The 17,306-nt window shown below is 44.9% G+C and carries 15 protein-coding genes, 1 tRNA gene and 2 pseudogenes; 10 read left to right on the top strand and 8 right to left on the bottom strand.

Annotation, left to right across the window (positions count from 1 at the left end; translation table 11 throughout):
- Positions 1–235 (top strand): annotated as a pseudogene (locus L5M37_RS15840) (IS4 family transposase); the annotation flags it as partial.
- 10 nt (positions 236–245) lie between these two features.
- On the opposite strand, the pseudogene L5M37_RS15835 reads toward L5M37_RS15840, so the two are convergent.
- Both L5M37_RS15835 and L5M37_RS15830 read right to left on the bottom strand, forming a co-directional pair.
- A pseudogene (locus tag L5M37_RS15835) lies at positions 246–611 on the bottom strand (peptidylprolyl isomerase); the annotation flags it as partial.
- A 61-nt stretch (positions 612–672) separates the two neighbouring features.
- A complete protein-coding gene (locus L5M37_RS15830; protein WP_131525615.1) occupies positions 673–2,076 on the bottom strand; it encodes a DEAD/DEAH box helicase in 1,404 nt (467 codons plus the stop codon).
- A gap of 312 nt (positions 2,077–2,388) precedes the next feature.
- Between L5M37_RS15830 and L5M37_RS15825 the strand changes: the two genes are divergently transcribed.
- Positions 2,389–4,161, top strand: coding sequence for a DUF885 domain-containing protein (locus L5M37_RS15825; protein WP_263201135.1), 1,773 nt, complete (start codon positions 2,389–2,391; stop codon positions 4,159–4,161).
- Positions 4,162–4,412: 251 nt separating this feature from the next.
- Here the strand turns inward: L5M37_RS15825 and L5M37_RS15820 are convergent, their stop codons facing one another.
- Entirely contained in the window at positions 4,413–4,733 is a 321-nt protein-coding gene (locus L5M37_RS15820) for a hypothetical protein (protein WP_028760093.1), read from the bottom strand.
- Positions 4,734–4,953: 220 nt separating this feature from the next.
- Between L5M37_RS15820 and L5M37_RS15815 the strand changes: the two genes are divergently transcribed.
- From L5M37_RS15815 to L5M37_RS15805, 3 genes are read left to right on the top strand one after another with little or no spacing between them, the layout of a single operon-like run.
- Positions 4,954–5,448 carry a putative 4-hydroxy-4-methyl-2-oxoglutarate aldolase gene (locus L5M37_RS15815; protein ID WP_263201133.1) on the top strand — a complete coding sequence of 165 codons (495 nt, stop codon included), beginning with the start codon at positions 4,954–4,956 and terminating at the stop codon, positions 5,446–5,448.
- A 57-nt stretch (positions 5,449–5,505) separates the two neighbouring features.
- Complete coding sequence (locus L5M37_RS15810) at positions 5,506–7,332, top strand: AsmA family protein (RefSeq protein ID WP_263201131.1); 1,827 nt, start codon at positions 5,506–5,508, stop codon at positions 7,330–7,332.
- A complete protein-coding gene (locus L5M37_RS15805) occupies positions 7,332–7,952 on the top strand; it encodes a BsuPI-related putative proteinase inhibitor (protein WP_263201129.1) in 621 nt (206 codons plus the stop codon). Before L5M37_RS15810 ends, L5M37_RS15805 begins: the two co-directional genes overlap by 1 nt.
- Before the next feature lie 140 nt (positions 7,953–8,092).
- Here the strand turns inward: L5M37_RS15805 and L5M37_RS15800 are convergent, their stop codons facing one another.
- Positions 8,093–9,640, bottom strand: coding sequence for a LysM peptidoglycan-binding domain-containing protein (locus L5M37_RS15800; RefSeq protein WP_263201127.1), 1,548 nt, complete (start codon positions 9,638–9,640; stop codon positions 8,093–8,095).
- Between the two features lie 232 nt (positions 9,641–9,872).
- Entirely contained in the window at positions 9,873–10,664 is a 792-nt protein-coding gene (gene gloB / locus L5M37_RS15795; RefSeq protein ID WP_263201126.1) for a hydroxyacylglutathione hydrolase, read from the bottom strand.
- A gap of 154 nt (positions 10,665–10,818) precedes the next feature.
- On the opposite strand from gloB, the gene L5M37_RS15790 reads away from it, so the two are divergent.
- Positions 10,819–11,556: a class I SAM-dependent methyltransferase gene (locus L5M37_RS15790; RefSeq protein ID WP_028760087.1), complete on the top strand. Its 738-nt coding sequence runs from the start codon at positions 10,819–10,821 to the stop codon at positions 11,554–11,556.
- A 33-nt stretch (positions 11,557–11,589) separates the two neighbouring features.
- On the top strand, positions 11,590–12,498 hold the full coding sequence (locus tag L5M37_RS15785; RefSeq protein ID WP_105252337.1) for a LysR substrate-binding domain-containing protein: 909 nt from the start codon (positions 11,590–11,592) through the stop codon (positions 12,496–12,498).
- Positions 12,499–12,689: 191 nt separating this feature from the next.
- On the opposite strand, the gene rnhA is transcribed toward L5M37_RS15785, so the two are convergent.
- A complete protein-coding gene (rnhA, locus tag L5M37_RS15780; RefSeq protein WP_006081489.1) occupies positions 12,690–13,160 on the bottom strand; it encodes a ribonuclease HI in 471 nt (156 codons plus the stop codon).
- A 70-nt stretch (positions 13,161–13,230) separates the two neighbouring features.
- On the opposite strand from rnhA, the gene dnaQ reads away from it, so the two are divergent.
- From dnaQ to L5M37_RS15765, 3 genes are all read left to right on the top strand, one after another.
- Positions 13,231–13,959 carry a DNA polymerase III subunit epsilon gene (gene dnaQ / locus L5M37_RS15775; RefSeq protein ID WP_219250484.1) on the top strand — a complete coding sequence of 243 codons (729 nt, stop codon included), beginning with the start codon at positions 13,231–13,233 and terminating at the stop codon, positions 13,957–13,959.
- A 10-nt stretch (positions 13,960–13,969) separates the two neighbouring features.
- Positions 13,970–15,343: a TIGR03503 family protein gene (locus L5M37_RS15770; protein ID WP_263201124.1), complete on the top strand. Its 1,374-nt coding sequence runs from the start codon at positions 13,970–13,972 to the stop codon at positions 15,341–15,343.
- A gap of 392 nt (positions 15,344–15,735) precedes the next feature.
- Positions 15,736–15,812: transfer RNA gene (locus L5M37_RS15765), tRNA-Asp, on the top strand.
- A gap of 142 nt (positions 15,813–15,954) precedes the next feature.
- Here L5M37_RS15765 and L5M37_RS15760 read toward each other — a convergent pair.
- Positions 15,955–16,821: an OmpA family protein gene (locus tag L5M37_RS15760; RefSeq protein ID WP_263201123.1), complete on the bottom strand. Its 867-nt coding sequence runs from the start codon at positions 16,819–16,821 to the stop codon at positions 15,955–15,957.
- Positions 16,821–17,243 carry a DUF4398 domain-containing protein gene (locus L5M37_RS15755; protein ID WP_263201122.1) on the bottom strand — a complete coding sequence of 141 codons (423 nt, stop codon included), beginning with the start codon at positions 17,241–17,243 and terminating at the stop codon, positions 16,821–16,823. The genes L5M37_RS15760 and L5M37_RS15755 overlap by 1 nt, the downstream gene beginning before the upstream one ends.
- Positions 17,244–17,306 lie beyond the last annotated feature (63 nt).

The raw sequence follows: 17,306 nt of genomic DNA, 5'->3' as shown, positions 1-17,306 counted from the left end.
GTTGATGGTTCAATGCCTGTTGTGGCTAGTTGGTTTACACGCACAGCAACAGGGCTGGGATAAGCATTTTCAGGCCAATACCATTGGGCATCGAACGGTACTCTCAACGATTCGCTTGGGATTGGAGGTACTCAGGCGGCCTGATTATCAAATCACGGAGAAAGAATTGCTGGCGGCCTGGGTATTATTCGCCAATCAGTTGCTCAAATATGGCTATGCTATGGCTGATTTATGAGGGGATCCTTCAGCGCGTAGCCCCAACCGTTATTAGTGGTGGCTGTGTGGTCTAAAAAGTCATTATTGGCTGTGTTAATGAAGAATTGCGCGGTGGCCGAGTGAGGCGCATCGGTGCGAGCCATAGCGATTGTGCCTATGGTGTTACTTAGGCCTTTGTTGGCTTCGTTAACGATAGGCTCGTGGGTCGGTTTTTCCTTCATTTTTGCGGTAAACCCGCCGCCTTGGATCATAAAGCCTTTGATTACTCGGTGAAAAATAGTGTGTTCAAAGAAGCCTTCTTCACAATAGCGAACAAAGTTTTTTGAACTGACAGGCGCATGTTCAAAATCGAGTTCTATAGTGATGTCGCCTAGATTTGTGCTAAATGTAATCATGCTAATATCTTCTATCTTAATGAGTTTTTATATCTAATAAGTCACGACTTGTACTGAGTCATTACTTAGTTTTAGGGCCGCTATTCCACGGATTAAAGGGCGCGCTGCGACCCGTTGTATCGTTACCATTGTCAGTCTGAATAGATTGCGGCCGTGTTACATTGGCTTTAACCTCTGGCTTTGATTTTGCGCTGCGATGCTTTTTCGCATGGGCGGTTTCAAAGGAGCCTTCCTTCGCGGGGCGCGAGGATCTGGCCTCAGGTGCCCGAGTTTTAAAGGTTTTTGGCGTAGTATTTTTGGGCACAAAATCGAGAATAGACACAGGCACTTCTTTGTTCGGCACAAAGCCTTCAATTTCTTTACGCACTATGAGGTGACCTAGACGGCGCTCGATAGCACATAGATTCCTAAAATCATCTTTAGAAACAAAGGAGATGGCTTCGCCGCAGGCGCCAGCACGACCGGTTCGGCCAATACGGTGAATATAATCATCGGCTTCATCGGGCAAATCATAATTGACCACACGGGTGAGGGCGTCGATATCGATACCGCGGGAAGCAACGCCAGTCGCGACTAAAAAGCGTAGTTTGCCAGATTTGAAATCCACTAATAATTGCTCGCGTACCGCTTGGCTGCGACCGCTGTGAATGGCTTCGGCGGCAATGCCACGTTTTTCGAGTTGGCTAACCAGTTTGGCGGCGCCTTGTTTCGTCTGGATAAAGATCAGTGCCTGTTCCCACGCTTGCTCAGTGATGAGTTTGCTTAACAGGGCCGACTTTTTATCTTTATCGACAGTGATCAACCATTGGTCGATTTGTGGTGCGTTTGCGCTGTCGCGGGCAATTTCAATTTCGACAGGGTTTTCAACCGCTGTTTTCGCTAAAAAGCGCACTTGCTTAGATAAGGTTGCCGAAAACAACAGATTTTGGCGTTCTGTTGGCAGACGTTCGATAATCTTATTGATGTCTTCGATAAATCCCATATCGAGCATTCTATCGGCTTCATCTAGGACTAATATCGAGATTTCATCGAAATGAATCGCTCTTTGGGTGTACATATCGAGCAATCTACCGGGTGTTGCCACCAGAATATCGACGCCTTCAATAAGACGTTGTTTCTGCGGTGCGGCATCCATGCCACCATACATGGCCATAGACGTCAGCGGCAGGTATTTTGCGTACTTGGCAATATTATCTTCTACCTGAACGGCCAATTCACGGGTTGGCGTTAAGATTAATGCACGAACGCGTTTAGCACGGATTTTCGGCATGTCGGCGAACATTTGCAGTATTGGCAACACAAAACTGGCGGTTTTACCTGTACCTGTTTGCGCGCCAGCAAGCAGGTTTTTGCCTTTCAAGATCACCGGAATGGCTTTTTCTTGGATCGGAGTAGGTTGTGAATAGCCGAGCTCAGTGATGGCTCTTAAAATCGGATCGCTTAATCCAAGTTTGGAAAATGGCATTGAATGTCTCAGGTAAAGGGTCAGGTCAATAATGTATAAGCAAACTGTTACGCTAAAGCATGAACAGTGGAGCAGGGCGATATTATAGCAGGAGGTGAAACAGAATAGGCGATTATCATTATTTGTGTGTGTGATTGGTAAAGAGGGGCTTATACGTCGAATAGGCGAATGATAGGCGGTAAAATATTGAGAACTTACAATTTTGTAACCGCGCATGTATTCATGGCTAACATAGCTGCAATTATTGGGGCAATATGATTAACTGAGGTAATTTTTATATGCCTGATAAATCTTAACAAAGGACCAATAATAATGAAAAAAAACGCTATTTCCCTTGCGATAGTGCTATCGCTGGCCAGCCTTGCTGGCTGTCAATCCCATACGAGTCAAACCGCGCCCGTGGTCGCACCTGAAGTTAAAGCCCACTCATTTGAGCAATTTTCAGCATCCTTTATTGATTCATTGTGGGAATTGTCACCGACTTGGGCCTTATACAGTGGCAAGCATGTTAACGATGGTTACCTTGAAATCCCCGATGCAGCAGGTCGAGCAAAGACCTTAGCGTTTGTGAAAGTTCAGCAAGCGCAGTTGACTCAGTTCGAGCAAAAGTCGCTAACGCCGAATGAACTGATTGATTACCATCTGATCGACAATTTACTCGGTAGCATGGCATGGGAAATTGACAGTTTTAAATCCTGGCAGTGGGATCCTTCAAGCTACAACGTATCGGGCGGTTTTGCCCAAATCATCAATGAAAATTTCGCTCCATTAGATGACAGATTACGTTCGGTATTAGCGCGTTTAGAAAATGTGCCAGCTTATTATGCTGCCGCGCAGGCGAACATTAGCAAACCAACATTGGAGCACACTGAGTTAGCAGTGCTGCAGAATCAAGGTGCATTTTCGGTTTTTTCCGATGACTTATTAAAACAGGTCGCGGACTCTGGTTTGACTGATGCGGAAAAAGCGTTATTTAAAACGCGTTTCGATACGGCAACTGCCGCGATTAACGGCCATATCGCTTGGTTAGACAAATTAGTGGTTCAACTTAAAAAAGATGGGGCACGTAGTTTTAGAATTGGCGAGGCGTTATATGAGCAAAAATTTGCCTTTGATATCCAAGCGGGGATGACGGCGAAACAGCTATATCAAAAAGCCGTAGCCGATAAAGATCGTGTTCAAGGAGAAATGGCTAAAATTACCGATAAGTTATGGCCTAAATATTTTACTACGCCAAAGCCTGCTGACAGTAAGTTCGCCATTCGCCAATTAATCGATAAATTATCGACTCAGCATGTTCAGCGCGATGAATTCGTGAATGAAGTGCGTAAGCAAATTCCAGAGCTGATTGAATTTGTAAATAAGAAAAAACTAGTCACATTGGATCCTAAAAAGCCACTCGTTGTCCGTGAAACGCCCGAATATATGCGTGGTTATGCCGGTGCATCAATTAGTGCGCCTGGACCCTATGAGAAGTCAGGCAATACTTATTATAACGTGACGCCACTCGATGGCATGAGTGATGAGTCTGCCGAGAGTTACTTACGTGAATATAATCACTGGATCCTGCAAATCCTCAATATTCATGAAGCCATCCCAGGGCACTACACTCAACTCGTTTACTCTAATCAATCTCCGAGTTTAGTGAAAAGTTTATTTGGTAATGGTGCTATGGTCGAAGGTTGGGCGGTTTATACCGAGCGTATGATGTTAGAAGAAGGCTATGGCAATTTTGAGCCTGAAATGTGGTTGATGTACTACAAGTGGAATTTACGTGTTATCTCTAACACTATTTTAGATTACAGTATTCATGTGAAAGGCATGACCGAAGACCAAGCTATTGCCCTGATGATGAATGAAGCCTTCCAACAGCAAGCTGAAGCTGAAGGCAAGTGGCGCCGTGCGACACTTAGTCAAGTGCAACTGACGAGTTACTATTCAGGTTATAGAGAAATCTATGATTTCCGTGAAGAATACAAAAAATCGAAAGGTAAAGATTTTGACCTTAAAACTTTCCACGAAACATTCTTGAGTTATGGTAGTGCACCAGTGAAATATATTCGCCAATTAATGCAGAGCAAATAAGTTCGTATATTGATATAAATCAGCAGAGCTCAGGCTCTGCTTTTTTATGCAAAATCGCTAGACAGGGATAGTGTGAGCTTAACATAAGTTGGCATTGTTACTTATGAAATGAAATCGTTAATACTGTGCGAATAATGGGAAAAATAAAATTCTGCCATATAACCGAAAAAATATATATTTCGTTATATGGCATATGCAGATGTTAATCAAACAATTTAACTGCGTGGTGATAGAGCACAATGGCGATAAACTTACTTCTTAGATTTAGATGATGCCATCAGCGCTAATACTTCATCGTAAGAAATGTTAAATTCTCTCGACAAGTTAATGATTTTTGTTTTGTAGGTTTGAATATTCTCTTGCTGAGCTAATTGATGTTTCTTTTCTTCAACTAACTCATTAACGGTTTCTTGTAATATCAATAATCGACGTAAACTATAGTCGAGAGATTTAATATATTTACCCATTTGTTGCTTGTTACGTGCTTGCTCAAGATCCGTTGAGACTTTCTTATCATATCCATACTCATCAAGAGCTGCGATTGCGCTCTGTAAATCAAGATCAGTTGTCATTTGGTTTTCGCTTTATAACAAAGAGGTGTGGGAACAAATGTATGAAACTTTAAAGAGTGTCATAGGACGTTAACTATCGCAGATTATAATGCTTATGCCAATATACACCAAGCCTTTGCACGTTAAAATGAAATAAAAAATTCCGCTGATTTTTGCTTTGACCTTGTCGGGGTCTACAATTATGAGTAGTCTAAAGTTATAGACTATCATGGAGATTCAAATGCTTGATCTACTACCAGATTTATTCGACCACTATTCGTCTAAATTACAGTTACTTCCCCTTGCATTTAAACCCTTTGGTGGTAAACGGCTCTTCTGGGGCGAGATAGTCACAGTAAAGTGCTTCGAGGATAATTCAAAGGTAAAAGAGATACTTGCACAGGATGGGCATGGAAAAGTGCTCGTTGTCGATGGCGGCGGTTCTCTGCGCCGCGCATTGTTAGGTGACCTCATAGCGCAGAGCGCCTTAGATAATGGTTGGCAAGGGATAGTGATTAATGGTTGTGTTCGCGATGTGGCGAGATTAAATACTTTCAGCTTAGGTGTCTTTGCCTTAGGGGCTATGCCGATAAAAACCGAAAAGTTAGGTCAAGGCCAAATTAATGTGGCTGTCGATATGGGGGGCGTGACGGTTAAGCCCGGTATGATGCTCTATGCCGATGAAAATGGTATTGCAGTAAGTGATGAAATGTTGAACTTTGCATTTTTAAATTAACATTTCTAAATGCATTAGTTGCTGTAAATTCAAGTTGTTTTTGATAAGGATATTTATATGAAATTCATTAAGTGGCTCTTAGCCTTAATGGTGACGCTCATTCTTTTAGTCACCGTTTATCTCACCGTCTTTTTCGACCCTAATGATTTTAAACCTGAAATAGTCGATGCCGTAAAAAAACAAACGGGTCGTGAATTAGTCATTACTGACGATTTATCTTGGACATTTTTCCCTGTCATAGGTATTAATTTAGGGGGGGTGTCTTTATCTAACCCTGAAGGTTTTACGCCTAAGGCTATGTTAGAAGTCAAAAAAGCCGTTGCTGAAGTGGCGCTCATGCCGTTGTTTAGTCAGAAAATTGAAATTGCAGAATTGAGTCTCGATGGCGCAACGATCAATTTAGTCACCCGTAAAAATGGCACTAGCAGTTTCGATGGGTTGAGTGGCGATAATCGCCCAAAAACTGCGTCTCCAGCTGCCGCCGAATCCTCATCGAATGCCAAACTTAACGACATTAATATTGGTGGCATTTCTATCACCAATACCCAAATTAATATGATTGACGAAGCTAATAAGCAGACTCAAGTCTTTACCTTAAGTAGCTTCACCCTAGGTGAGTTCTCCTTAGATAAATTTGCGCCTATCGCCTTTGAATTCAGTGCAACTATGCCGGATATGACGATAAGTAGCGAAGCTAAAGGTGAACTAAAACTCAGTCGAGACTTTAAACAACTCGTTATCAATGGGCTGAAAATTGATACTGTGGTGGAAGGTGAGAGTATTCCGAACAAGAAACTCGAAACATCTGTCAGCTTAGCGACTCAAATTGCCCTTGATAAACAGCAATTGTCCGTCGATATTGCGCAGCTCACCGCGGCGAGCATTACCGCTGCGGGTAAAGTGGGTGTTAATTATGGTACGAAAATCCCACAAATTAATGCTGATTTTCAAGTTGGCGATATTGATTTAGATACACTGTTACCTAAAACAGAGGCCACCGCCACCGCTGAACAAGCGCCAGCAGCAAACACTCAGGCAGTTGAGCCTGATCTCTCAGCCCTTAAGCAGCTTGATGTAAAACTCAAGTTGACTGTTAAGTCTATTAAGGTCGCGAATCTGTCGACTCAAAATTGGTTAATGGATGTGGGCATTAAAAATGGCGTGTTAGATCTGACGAAATTGAATGCGGATTTATATCAAGGTCAGTTGCTGGTGAGCGCTCAGGTTGATGCTCGTCAAGCAGTGGCGAGTTATCAATTTGATAAAAAAGTGACGGGCGTACAAATTCGTCCTTTGCTGAAAGATGCGGCGGATGTGGATTTATTGGCCGGTACAGCCAACTTTGATGTGAAGGGGAAAGGTAAGAGTTTGATCCCTGAGCAGTTAAAGAAAAACCTGTTAGCGAATGGTCATTTTGATATTAATGACGGTGCTCTGTACGGGGTAAATATTCCACAGATGATCCGCAGCGCACAAGCTAAGTTAAAGGGCGACTTATCGCCAGAAACGAAGGCGGAGCGCAAAACTGACTTCTCGAGTCTGACGGGCAGTTTCTCGTTGGATAATGGCGTTGCCACGAATCCAGATCTTGCCTTGTCTTCGCCTTTACTGCGTTTGGATGGTAAAGGCACTGCGAATTTATTGACTGAAGCCTTGGACTACAGACTAACCGCTAGCTTAGTGAATTCATTGAAGGGTCAGGGCGGTAGCGACAAAGATGCGCTGGCAGGAGTTGATATTCCGTTGGCCATTACAGGCACTTTCCAAAAACCTGAATATGCTTTGGATACTAAAGCCTTACTGAATAACCAGCTTAAGGAAGAAACCGACAAAGCTAAGGAAAAATTAAAAGACTCCTTATTGAAAAAACTAGGCGGTTTCTAATGGTTGTTTCTACGCGTTACGCATTACTTGTTTGCGCGAGTGCTTTTGTCGGCGGGCAACTTGTTGGGTGCTCGGCGCCCGAAGCCGCTGACACGAGTCAGTCAACCAAGGGTGATACTACAACAGCCGCGGCCGTTCAGCCTGAGATTATTCGCGCTGCCGATCTGGCGCTCGATGTTTCTGGGCTTAAAAGCACTCCGACATTAAAGGCTGAACCTGTGATGGCAGAAAAGACACAAGGCCTGCTTCGCGGCGAATTAACTCTAGAACCTTTTATCGATTTTAAGCAGTCGGTTAAGGCGACATTGACTGTGACAAATCCACAAACCTATGCTGTCGGCCTACGTTATAACTCTGGGATGACGGCGGATTTGTGGTTGGTAACGCAAGAGGGCAAACGTCTGTGGGCTTGGTCGGATGATATGATGTTTACCCAAGCATTACGTGATAGCCAATTGGCGGCAGGGAAAGTGATCACGACTTCATTTAGTATTCCGCCCAAAGCATTTGCAGGAATACCTGCAAATGGTGCTCGCTTAGAAGCGCATTTTGCTGCTAAAGCGTTAGAGTCTGATGCCGTTGTTATGGCGCCCGTTGTCTTATTACTGACGATGGAATAACGTCGCCTCTCATAATAGAGAAAGCCCGTAATAGAAAAAGGCAGCAATCCGATAAGGTTGCTGCCTTTTTGTTATCTATGGCTCAATTTTGCTTAGGATTTATAGCACTAATCCGTTCGAACTATGTGCTAGTTTAGTCCTTACGCACTCAACTTAGTTTCATCAACCACTAATTTGATCACTTGGCCTGGTTGTAAATACTGTGATTGCGCTAGGCTATTCCACTCGAGTAGCTCGGCAACAGTTACGTTAAATTTATTGGCGATACGGGCAAGTGAATCACCGGATTTTACCTTGTAACTAACAGTACGAATTTGCGCGGTTTGCTCAAGCTCCTTTGGTGCTAAGATCACTAACTTCTGACCGTTTTGTAGCTTGCTATTCTTAGCCAATTTGTTCCAAGTGCTGAGTTGTTTCACCGTCACTTTATGGGCTTGGGCTATTTCTGAGAGTGTGTCTCCTGACTTAACCTGATAAGCAATTTTTGTTGATTCAACTGCAGCATGTGATTTTTTCGGCAATTGCTGCTTAGTTGACAGGGCATAAAGCTGCTTGTCTTGCGCATCGACAGGAATAATCAAATGCTTGCCTGCGACGATCGTGTTGCTTTTCATGCCGTTGGCGGTGCGAATAGCGGCAACGGTCGTATGGTGCTGCGTAGCAATCTTGCCAATGCTATCGCCAGATTTGATCGTGTAACGTAACCAGCTGATCCTATCTTCGGTTTCTGTTTCAGCGAGCGCTTTTTTAAATTCTTCCGATTTATCAATTGGTAGCACTAAGGTGTGCGGACCAAGTGGCGATGTAGCCCAGCGGTTATAACCTGGGTTGAGTTTTTGTAACTCAAGCGTGGTCATATTGGCAAAACCTGCCGCCATGGCTAAATCAATTTGGCTATCAATATCAACCACTTCAATTGTCGGATTGTTGTCAATTGGCGCTAAAGAAATACCATATTCATCAGCGTGTTTAATGACTTCTGCCAGTGCGAGCAGTTGCGGCACATAGCGTTCTGTCTCTCTGGGCAAATCCAATGACCAAAAATCCGTTTTTAAGCCTTTTTTCTCGTTACGTTTGATTGCATTGAGCACCCGTGATTCACCCGAGTTATAGGCAGCAATAGCATAAAGCCAATTGTTATTGGTTTTATCGTAGAGGTATTCCAGCATATCGAGCGCCGCAGTCGTTGATGCGGGGACATCACGACGACCGTCATACCACCAGTTCATTTCTAAACCGAAATGACTGGCCATAGGTGTGGTAAATTGCCACAGACCCGATGCCGCGCCAGTCGATGATGCGGAAGGATCAAAGGCGCTTTCAATTATGGGTAACAAAGCTATCTCTATAGGAAGATGACGCTTTTCAAGTTCTTCTACAATCATGTACATATAAGGTGCAGCACGTTCCGAGATGATCGCCAGATGCTGTGGATTTTTGATGTACCAATCACGGTATTGATTCACCAATTTTTGATCTGGAACCGGTAACTGCATGCCTTGACGAATTCGCTCCCACACATCGGTAATTTGCGCCGATGGAGCCTCGGTTGCGAGGTAATATTCTGGGACTGTATTTTCGGTTGTGACGGCTTCAACTTCTGTTTGGTTAACGCCATGGTTGTCTAATGTTTGACAGCCTGTGAGTAGGGCAAATCCCCCTACAACAACATAAAGTGATACTCTCATTGAAAACGGTAGTCCTCTGTTAGTGCATCGCTTTTCTTTATAGTAACAGTATGTTTTATATGAAGATAAAGACGACGCAGCGCGCAAAGTTTTCACGCAAAACGAGCCATTCTATGGGATCTTTTCGATCTTGTCCCTTAATTATCGTACATAATGTAAGGCCATTTTTGACTTACATCATCAAAAATGAGAAAAACTGTTTGAATTTCAATCTATAATATTGCTTTTGTGATCAAAAATTATCTTTCCACTGTCTGAGTAAGGTAAAACCGCTGAGTTCGTCTAAATTTGCGTGATTTAGACCGCTAAAATGCTGTTTTATGTTATCGACAATTTCAGTGTCGCTAGGGCGTAAAAAAGGATTGATGGCACGCTCTAAAGCGATGGTGGAGGGAACAGTCGCTTTGTCTTGGCGACGTAACTGCATCGCGCGTTCGTTATAGTCTTGGAGCTCGCGATTGTTGGGATTGACCGCGAGGGCAAATTTGAGGTTTGAAAGTGTGTACTCATGGGCACAATAAACCCGAGTGTCGGCGGGAAGCTGGGCAAGTTGCTGTAGTGAGTTGTGCATTTGCGCTGGCGTGCCTTCAAATAAGCGTCCGCAGCCGCCGCTAAACAGGGTGTCACCGCAAAATAAGGCATCTTCAACAACGTAGGCTATATGTCCTGCTGTGTGGCCTGGTACATCTAAAACTTGCAGCTCAGCGCTGAGATACTCCAGTGTGAATTTGGGCTTGGCTTTTGCGTGTAGTGGATGTGTGATGCCTTCGATCTTCTCATTATCTGGGCCATAAACTGTGAGTCGGTCTTGACTGTAGGCTTGAAGTTCAGCGACGCCACCCGTATGGTCATTGTGGTGGTGGGTCAGTAAAATGCCCGCTAGCGTGAGTTGATTGACCTCTAGATAGTCAATAACCACACTCGCATCGCCGGGATCGACGACATAAACCTGAGTATGGGGCTGTTGTTGTAACACCCAGATATAATTGTCATTAAAGGCTTTGATCGCTGTTATAGTGAGCATAGAACCGCCTATGTCTGTATTTCAATTCGAAGATAAAGGTATTATCCATGAGTGAACGGCCCTTGGCGACCTTTGCCGCTTTTGTCCTGTGGCAAAATGGCAGCAATCTTTGACCCAATTGGATACTTGTCTACCCAACTAACGGAGGAACTCTGTGTCGCATTTTAGTACTGAGCTCAAACCCGAACAATGGAGCGACTTACCCAATGGTGAGGCGTTGCAACAAGCTGTTGCTAAACAACTTGAAGATTGGTGGCCAAGAGTCTTTGGTTATCATTTATTAAAGTTAGGGCCTTTGAGTGCCGAATTGTCGAGCATGGCATCGCCAGTCGCCCATCATTTTTCACTCTCGCCATCCAAAGGCGCCTCGATTGAAGGCGATTTTTGTCATTTACCCCTGCAGAATGCGGCGATAGATGCGGTGGTGATGAGTCTATTGCTCGAATTTGAACCCGATCCTTACCGTATTCTTCGTGAAACCGATCGTGTACTCATCGCCGGAGGCTATCTTTTTATCGTCGGTTTTAATCCCTTGAGTCCAGTATTTTTGGGTAAGTTATGGCCTAAGTATCAGGATTGTCTCCCATGGAATGGCCGCTTTTTTATGCCATCAAGGGTGCGAGATTGGTTAGGTTTATTAGGTTATCAAGTGGTGGGCGATGAGCGTTTGGTCTATCACCCCTTAATGGGTGATTTCACCCAAGGTAAATTTTTTCAACAGAGTTTAGCGTCATGGCTTCCTAGCGCGGGCAGTTTGTATTTGATTGTGGCACGTAAACTCGAGTCGCCACTCACACCTATTCGCGATAAACGTAAGGTGCGGCAGACAAATTGGACCACGGCGCCGACCGCGGGTCGTTCGGGGCATTTATCAGAGCATTCGGAAAACTGATAAGCCATTTCCATTTTAAGTACAGGTTTTTATATGCGGATCACCTTGAGACAACTGGCAGTATTTGAGGCCGTGGCACGTAGCGGCCAAGTCGCGAAGGCGGCTGAACAAGTGAATTTATCACCACCGGCGACATCTATGGCCTTGGCTGAATTAGAAAAGCAGCTAAATGCCCGCCTATTTGAACGTATTGGCAATCGATTACAGCTTAACTCGCAGGGTAATTTACTGCTGCCATTGGCAACGGATCTATTACACCGTGTTGAACAAATTGAGCAGGCATTTACTTATCATGGTGGTGATCTGGTTGGGCGTTTAAGCATCAGTGCCAGTTCGACAATTGGCAATTATCTGATGGCGAAAGCCGCAGTGGCATTTTGTCAGCAACATACTCAAACCCATGTGGATGTGGCGATTACTAATACTCAAGATGTGATCCAAGCGGTTGCGCAGTTCCGCTCTGAAATGGGTTTTATTGAAGGCCATTGCACTGACAATCGTTTGAGTGTCGAGGCATGGCATAAGGATAGGCTGCTGGTGTTTTGTCATCCGGCGCATCCTCTGGCGGGGAAAGTGGTTAAACCTGCGGCGGTTAAAGGCCTGTCTTGGGTGCTACGTGAGGAAGGATCGGGCACTCGCGAATATTTTGTAAATGCCGCCAATGAGTTGGATATGCAGCCGGAGGCTAAATTCTGCTTTACTACGCCGGATGCGATTAAATTGGCCGTGAAACAAGGTGCTGGGCTTGGGGTGTTATCTGAGTTGGCGCTTGAGAAAGAAATCAGTCGTAAAGAGTTAGCGTTAGTCACGATTGAGGGACTCGTTCTCGAGCGGCAGTTTTATCGCATCACCCATAAGAGCCGTCAGGCGACATCCCTAGGTCAAGCTTTTGTGCTGTTTTGTGAGAATTTTTTCAATATTGCAGGTGTGGAACTGAAATAAACCGTTTGATAGCAATGGCTCATAAATAGTGAGCATGAATGTTAACGGTGAGCTGACAGTGAGTAGTGAAATAAATCATCACGCCCAAGTGCTTAACTTAGGCGTGATGGCATCGAACTTACTTTTTCGAATTTAGCTTATATCAACTTTGGCTATACGAATTTTGCTCGTTTAAGCTAAGGGCCACAGAGTTAAGGCTGGTAGCCTAAATCGGGTTGGGTTGGTTTAGATTCTGCTGCGGTGCGAGCTAACACATCGCAACGTTCGTTTTCGGCGTGGCCTGCATGACCTTTAACCCATTGCCAGTCGATAGTGTGCATCTGTGAGGCTTTATCTAATCGTTTCCATAGGTCAACGTTTTTGACTGGAGTACGGTTTGATGTCATCCAACCTTTTTTCTTCCAGCCATGGATCCATGTCATTATGCCTTGGCGCATATATTGGCTGTCGCTGGTGAGCACGACTTGGCAAGGCTCTTTCAAGCTTTCTAACGCTATGATTGGGGCTAACAATTCCATGCGATTATTGGTCGTGAGCGCAAAACCGTCGGACATCTCCTTTGTATGGCCTTTATAATTCATTACAATGCCATAGCCGCCAGGACCGGGATTGCCTAAGCAAGAGCCGTCGGTGAAGATGTGGATCAGTTTTAGTTCAGTCATCAAATTGTTACCATAGCCGGGAATTTCGGCCGAGTATAACTAAAAATTGTCATAAGAAGCGCATAAAAACATGAATATTATCTCTAATGCTAGCCGTCAGGTTATTTTAGATACCGAAACCACAGGTATGAACCAAGGCAGCGGCGCCATCTATTTAGGCCATAGGATCATCGAGATAGGTTGTGTGGAAGTGGTGAACCGTCGTTTGACGGGGCGTTATTACCACCAATATATCAATCCAGGTCAAGCAATCGATCCCGAAGCCATCGCCGTTCACGGTATTACCGATGAACGCGTGGCTAAAGAGCCGCGTTTCCATCAAATTGCTCAAGAGTTTATCAACTTTATCGACGGCGCTGAAATCGTCGCACATAACGCGAACTTCGACGTGAACTTCATGGATCATGAGTTTTCACTGCTGCAGCCGCGTGGTCCGAAAACTGCTGATATGTGTGAGATCCTCGATACCTTAGAGATTGCTAAGTTTTTACATCCCGGCCAGAAAAACAATCTCGACGCCCTCTGTAAGCGTTACGGCGTCGATACTTCTCGCCGCGAGTACCACGGCGCATTACTCGATGCCGAGATCCTCGCTGATGTTTATCTGATCATGACTGGCGGACAGACAAAGTTTAATTTGTCTAACGAAGAAGCGGGGCAGGAAGCGGGGGGGATTCAACGTTTTGATCCACAATCACTTAATCTTAAAGTGATTGGCGCATCGGCCGATGAACTGACAATGCATGAACAACGCCTTGATTTAGTCGCAAAATCAGGTAAATGCCTCTGGAGAGGATAGAAGAATTACTATGCCGATGTCGCGCCATAAACCCATTTTAGCTTTTTGCCTTCTTGTCACTACGCTGTTATTAAGTGTGGCGAGTGTATTGGCCGCTGACCTAGATCCCGCTAAAAAAGTCGTCAAGCCACCTAAGGCTGCACCGATTGTAGGATTGGAGACGGCTTCCGAGCTTAAAAACCGTTTTCGTATTGATCATATGGTCGATAACATGACCTTATTAGTGGAGCGTGAATATGGCTCTGCGCCTGTGGTCATAGTGTTACCAGATGGTAGTAAATGGTACGCCAATCGTCATCCAGCAACCGTTAAGTGGGTTGATGGTATAACGGGCGATATTATTTACATTGAGTCACCACAGCCCGGACCTTGGCAGTTGGTGGGCAAGGTCGTCTCAGGTTCAACCCTTAAGAAGCTCTCTAAACTCGAAATCGAAGTCCAGCCTTTACCGCAGCCAATCTTCCAAGGTGAACAAGTTAAAATTGTCGCGCAGTTAATGGGTGACGAGCAGCGTGTGCGTATGCCTGGGTTAGATTATTTAGTCGAATGGACGGCACATTTTGTGAGTAAACATAAGGCGGGCGATGAAAACTTTGCCGCGGGTGACATTATTGTTGGTTCCTATAAAGACAATGGTGAAGATTACGATGAAAAACCCGACGATGGTGTATTTACCAGCAATATCAATATAAAGCAGCCTTGGGGTGAGTATGAGTTTGTCGTGCAGGCACGTAATAATGTGTTTGAACGGCAGGTTTCATTCCCGTTTAAATTGTCACCTCGGCCAATTAATCTAGAAGTCATTACCCCTGACGATCCGCTAACAGGGCAATGGAAAGTCATGTTACACGTGGATAAGACAGTGTTGCAGCTGGCTGAGACGCATTTTTCCTTTGAGTTAGTCGGCCCTGCTGGCTTGCAACTGCCTTTGGTTGTTAATGGTCTCACTGAGCCTGACTCTGAATTAGATTTACCTACAGTGACAGAGTTTGGTAGTTATCGAATTAAAGGTTTTGTGGCGACGACGACTGTCACTGGTCGTGAAATCGTGCTGGATTTACCTGAGCTTTTCTTTAACTTAATTCAACCACCAGAACCACCACCAAGTGCTGAAGAGTTGGCTGCTGTTGCTGCACAAAAAGCGGCAGAGGAAGAAGAGCTTGCGAAGAAAGATGCAATGTTCTGGATCATTACAGTCAACGCTATCTTATTAGTCTTAGGCGTGGTGGGATTAATTGTGTGGCGTAAGCGCCAAAGTTTGGCGCAGGCCTTAGCTGCCGCGGAGTTACGTTTATTAAATGAAGCATCTGCAAATTCACCCGCAGCGCCTTCATTAGATGAAATCGATCTTACAATGCCAGATGAAACAGATAAAGACCGTTAGCCAAGCGTTGCTTAATGTGTTTGATTTATGACTTTGAACTGGAACGTTGCAGCGATATTTGGGATATAAATCAAGGTCTGCAATTGATTTGGCTTTTTTTTAATCAAATGATAAATCGAAGTAAAAAAACGGTTGACGCCTGCAGGGCTCAACCGTATTATTCTTCGCATCTTACAGCAGAGCCTTGATAAGTGTGTTGAATTATCATTCTGTTTTAATATCAGCGGCCTGTCACGCTGGAGTTAGCGGGTTTGATGCCCGTAAGATACTTGGATATGGAAAAATTTGGAGCTGTGGTTCAGTTGGTTAGACTATAGTTTTAACATCAGCGGTCTGTCACGCTGGGGTTAGTGGGTTAGATACCCGTCAAATATTTGGATATGGAAGAATTTGGAGCGGTAGTTCAGTTGGTTAGAATACCGGCCTGTCACGCCGGGGGTCGCGGGTTCGAGTCCCGTCCGCTCCGCCAAATTGCAAAAGCCCCATCGAAAGATGGGGCTTTTTGCTTTTTACTGATCTCCTTAATTTCTGCGCTGTTCATCTTATTAGCGATGAGACTCGATTCAAATGTCAGCAAGGAACACGCTGAAATCTTAATAGGATTAAGATAGCTACTGTGGAGCCTGTGCTGTGTCGGTGAGGATGACTTCAACCCGACGATTTTGCTGGCGGCCACTGGCGGACTCATTGTTGGCAACAGGTGAGCTTTCACCTTTACCTAGGCTACTGAGCCGATTGGATTGGATCCCTTTTCCCTGTAAAAAATGGCTAACACTATCAGCTCTTTGCTGCGATAAACCCAGATTGTATTGTTCACTGCCTACGCTATCTGTATACCCTTCAATTATGGCACCACGCGCGGGATACTTGTTCAGAAAGTTCGTTAGGTTGGTTAGATGTTGACTGGTCGATGACTTAAGATCCGCTTTGGCAGTGTCAAATAAGACATCACCTAAGGTTACGACCCAACCACGTTCTGACTGACGGGCATTCAGCAATGTGAGCTGGGCTTGCAGTTCGGTCGTTTCCTGACGCGCATCTGCAGCATCAGCACGGGCTAGGCGCGCATCTTGATGGGCTTGATTGGCCTCTGTGGTTCGAGCATCTAATCTGGCGTCATCGCGTTTTTTGGCGAGGACTTTATGTTGATCCTCGGCAAAGCGGCTCTGCGCTTGAGCTAAGGCAATATTGACTTTCTTATCAGCAACAAACACTAGGTGCTGTGATTGTTGCTCATCTTTTACCGGTTGTTCAGCAGCGCGAACGGCTTCTTCAGCTTGTTTAATGGCAGCAGGGGCTAAAATTGCCAGTTCATTATTCGCTTGCAGTTTATTAAGTTCTGTACGGATATCACCGATGCCTTCAGCTATTTTAGGCGTACTGCTACAAGCTGCTACTGTGCTTAGGATTAGGCTATATGCCAGTAGATGGCGGCTAAAACGTAAAGGCAGACCCGATGAAACGATAGGTTTTTTCATTACTGAATTCCTCCTGAACGGCGCAACATTTCTTGCTGCAGTATGCTGATATTGTTTTTCATTTCATTATTGACGCTATTGGCTTGTGCCAGCTCAGCGCGAGCTTGGGCCAGTTCGGCCTCAAGGCTCGCCTCTATGGCGTAACGATCGGCGCTGACAGTGTCCATATTGAGTAATGCGCTGCTTGCAGATTGAAGTTTAAGTCTGGCCTGTGCCAGTTCATTTGAGGCATATTGGCCGACTCTTGCTTGCTCAGCGCGGGCAATGGTGTGTTCAGCTCGTTCCATTTCTGCGGTCTTAGTCAATGGCGTTGAACTGCAGCCCACGAGCGCTGTTGCAATACAACCTGCAAATAAGAAGTGTTTGGCTCGCTGCAGACCGATTGAATATTGCTGTGGTTGTTGATTTTTATTGATGTTCATTTGAAATTCCTTTCTCGGAAACAGTGCACCGAGTGTGGTCTTTAGGTTTGTTATTCCACCACG

It is taken from the genome of Shewanella sp. SM69, assembly GCF_025653985.1.
GTDB lineage: Bacteria > Pseudomonadota > Gammaproteobacteria > Enterobacterales > Shewanellaceae > Shewanella > Shewanella oncorhynchi.
The sequence above is the reverse complement of the archived record's forward strand: the minus strand, read 5'-3'. Positions and strand labels throughout refer to the sequence as shown.

Bases quoted from the DNA above. Each gene is read 5' to 3' on its own strand.
- L5M37_RS15830 (WP_131525615.1), bottom strand. From the start codon at position 2,076: ATGCCATTTTCCAAACTTGGATTAAGCGATCCGATTTTAAGAGCCATC.
- L5M37_RS15825 (WP_263201135.1), top strand. From the start codon at position 2,389: ATGAAAAAAAACGCTATTTCCCTTGCGATAGTGCTATCGCTGGCCAGC.
- L5M37_RS15820 (WP_028760093.1), bottom strand. From the start codon at position 4,733: ATGACAACTGATCTTGATTTACAGAGCGCAATCGCAGCTCTTGATGAG.
- L5M37_RS15815 (WP_263201133.1), top strand. From the start codon at position 4,954: ATGCTTGATCTACTACCAGATTTATTCGACCACTATTCGTCTAAATTA.
- L5M37_RS15810 (WP_263201131.1), top strand. From the start codon at position 5,506: ATGAAATTCATTAAGTGGCTCTTAGCCTTAATGGTGACGCTCATTCTT.
- L5M37_RS15805 (WP_263201129.1), top strand. From the start codon at position 7,332: ATGGTTGTTTCTACGCGTTACGCATTACTTGTTTGCGCGAGTGCTTTT.
- L5M37_RS15800 (WP_263201127.1), bottom strand. From the start codon at position 9,640: ATGAGAGTATCACTTTATGTTGTTGTAGGGGGATTTGCCCTACTCACA.
- gloB (WP_263201126.1), bottom strand. From the start codon at position 10,664: ATGCTCACTATAACAGCGATCAAAGCCTTTAATGACAATTATATCTGG.
- L5M37_RS15785 (WP_105252337.1), top strand. From the start codon at position 11,590: ATGCGGATCACCTTGAGACAACTGGCAGTATTTGAGGCCGTGGCACGT.
- rnhA (WP_006081489.1), bottom strand. From the start codon at position 13,160: ATGACTGAACTAAAACTGATCCACATCTTCACCGACGGCTCTTGCTTA.
- dnaQ (WP_219250484.1), top strand. From the start codon at position 13,231: ATGAATATTATCTCTAATGCTAGCCGTCAGGTTATTTTAGATACCGAA.
- L5M37_RS15770 (WP_263201124.1), top strand. From the start codon at position 13,970: ATGCCGATGTCGCGCCATAAACCCATTTTAGCTTTTTGCCTTCTTGTC.
- L5M37_RS15760 (WP_263201123.1), bottom strand. From the start codon at position 16,821: ATGAAAAAACCTATCGTTTCATCGGGTCTGCCTTTACGTTTTAGCCGC.
- L5M37_RS15755 (WP_263201122.1), bottom strand. From the start codon at position 17,243: ATGAACATCAATAAAAATCAACAACCACAGCAATATTCAATCGGTCTG.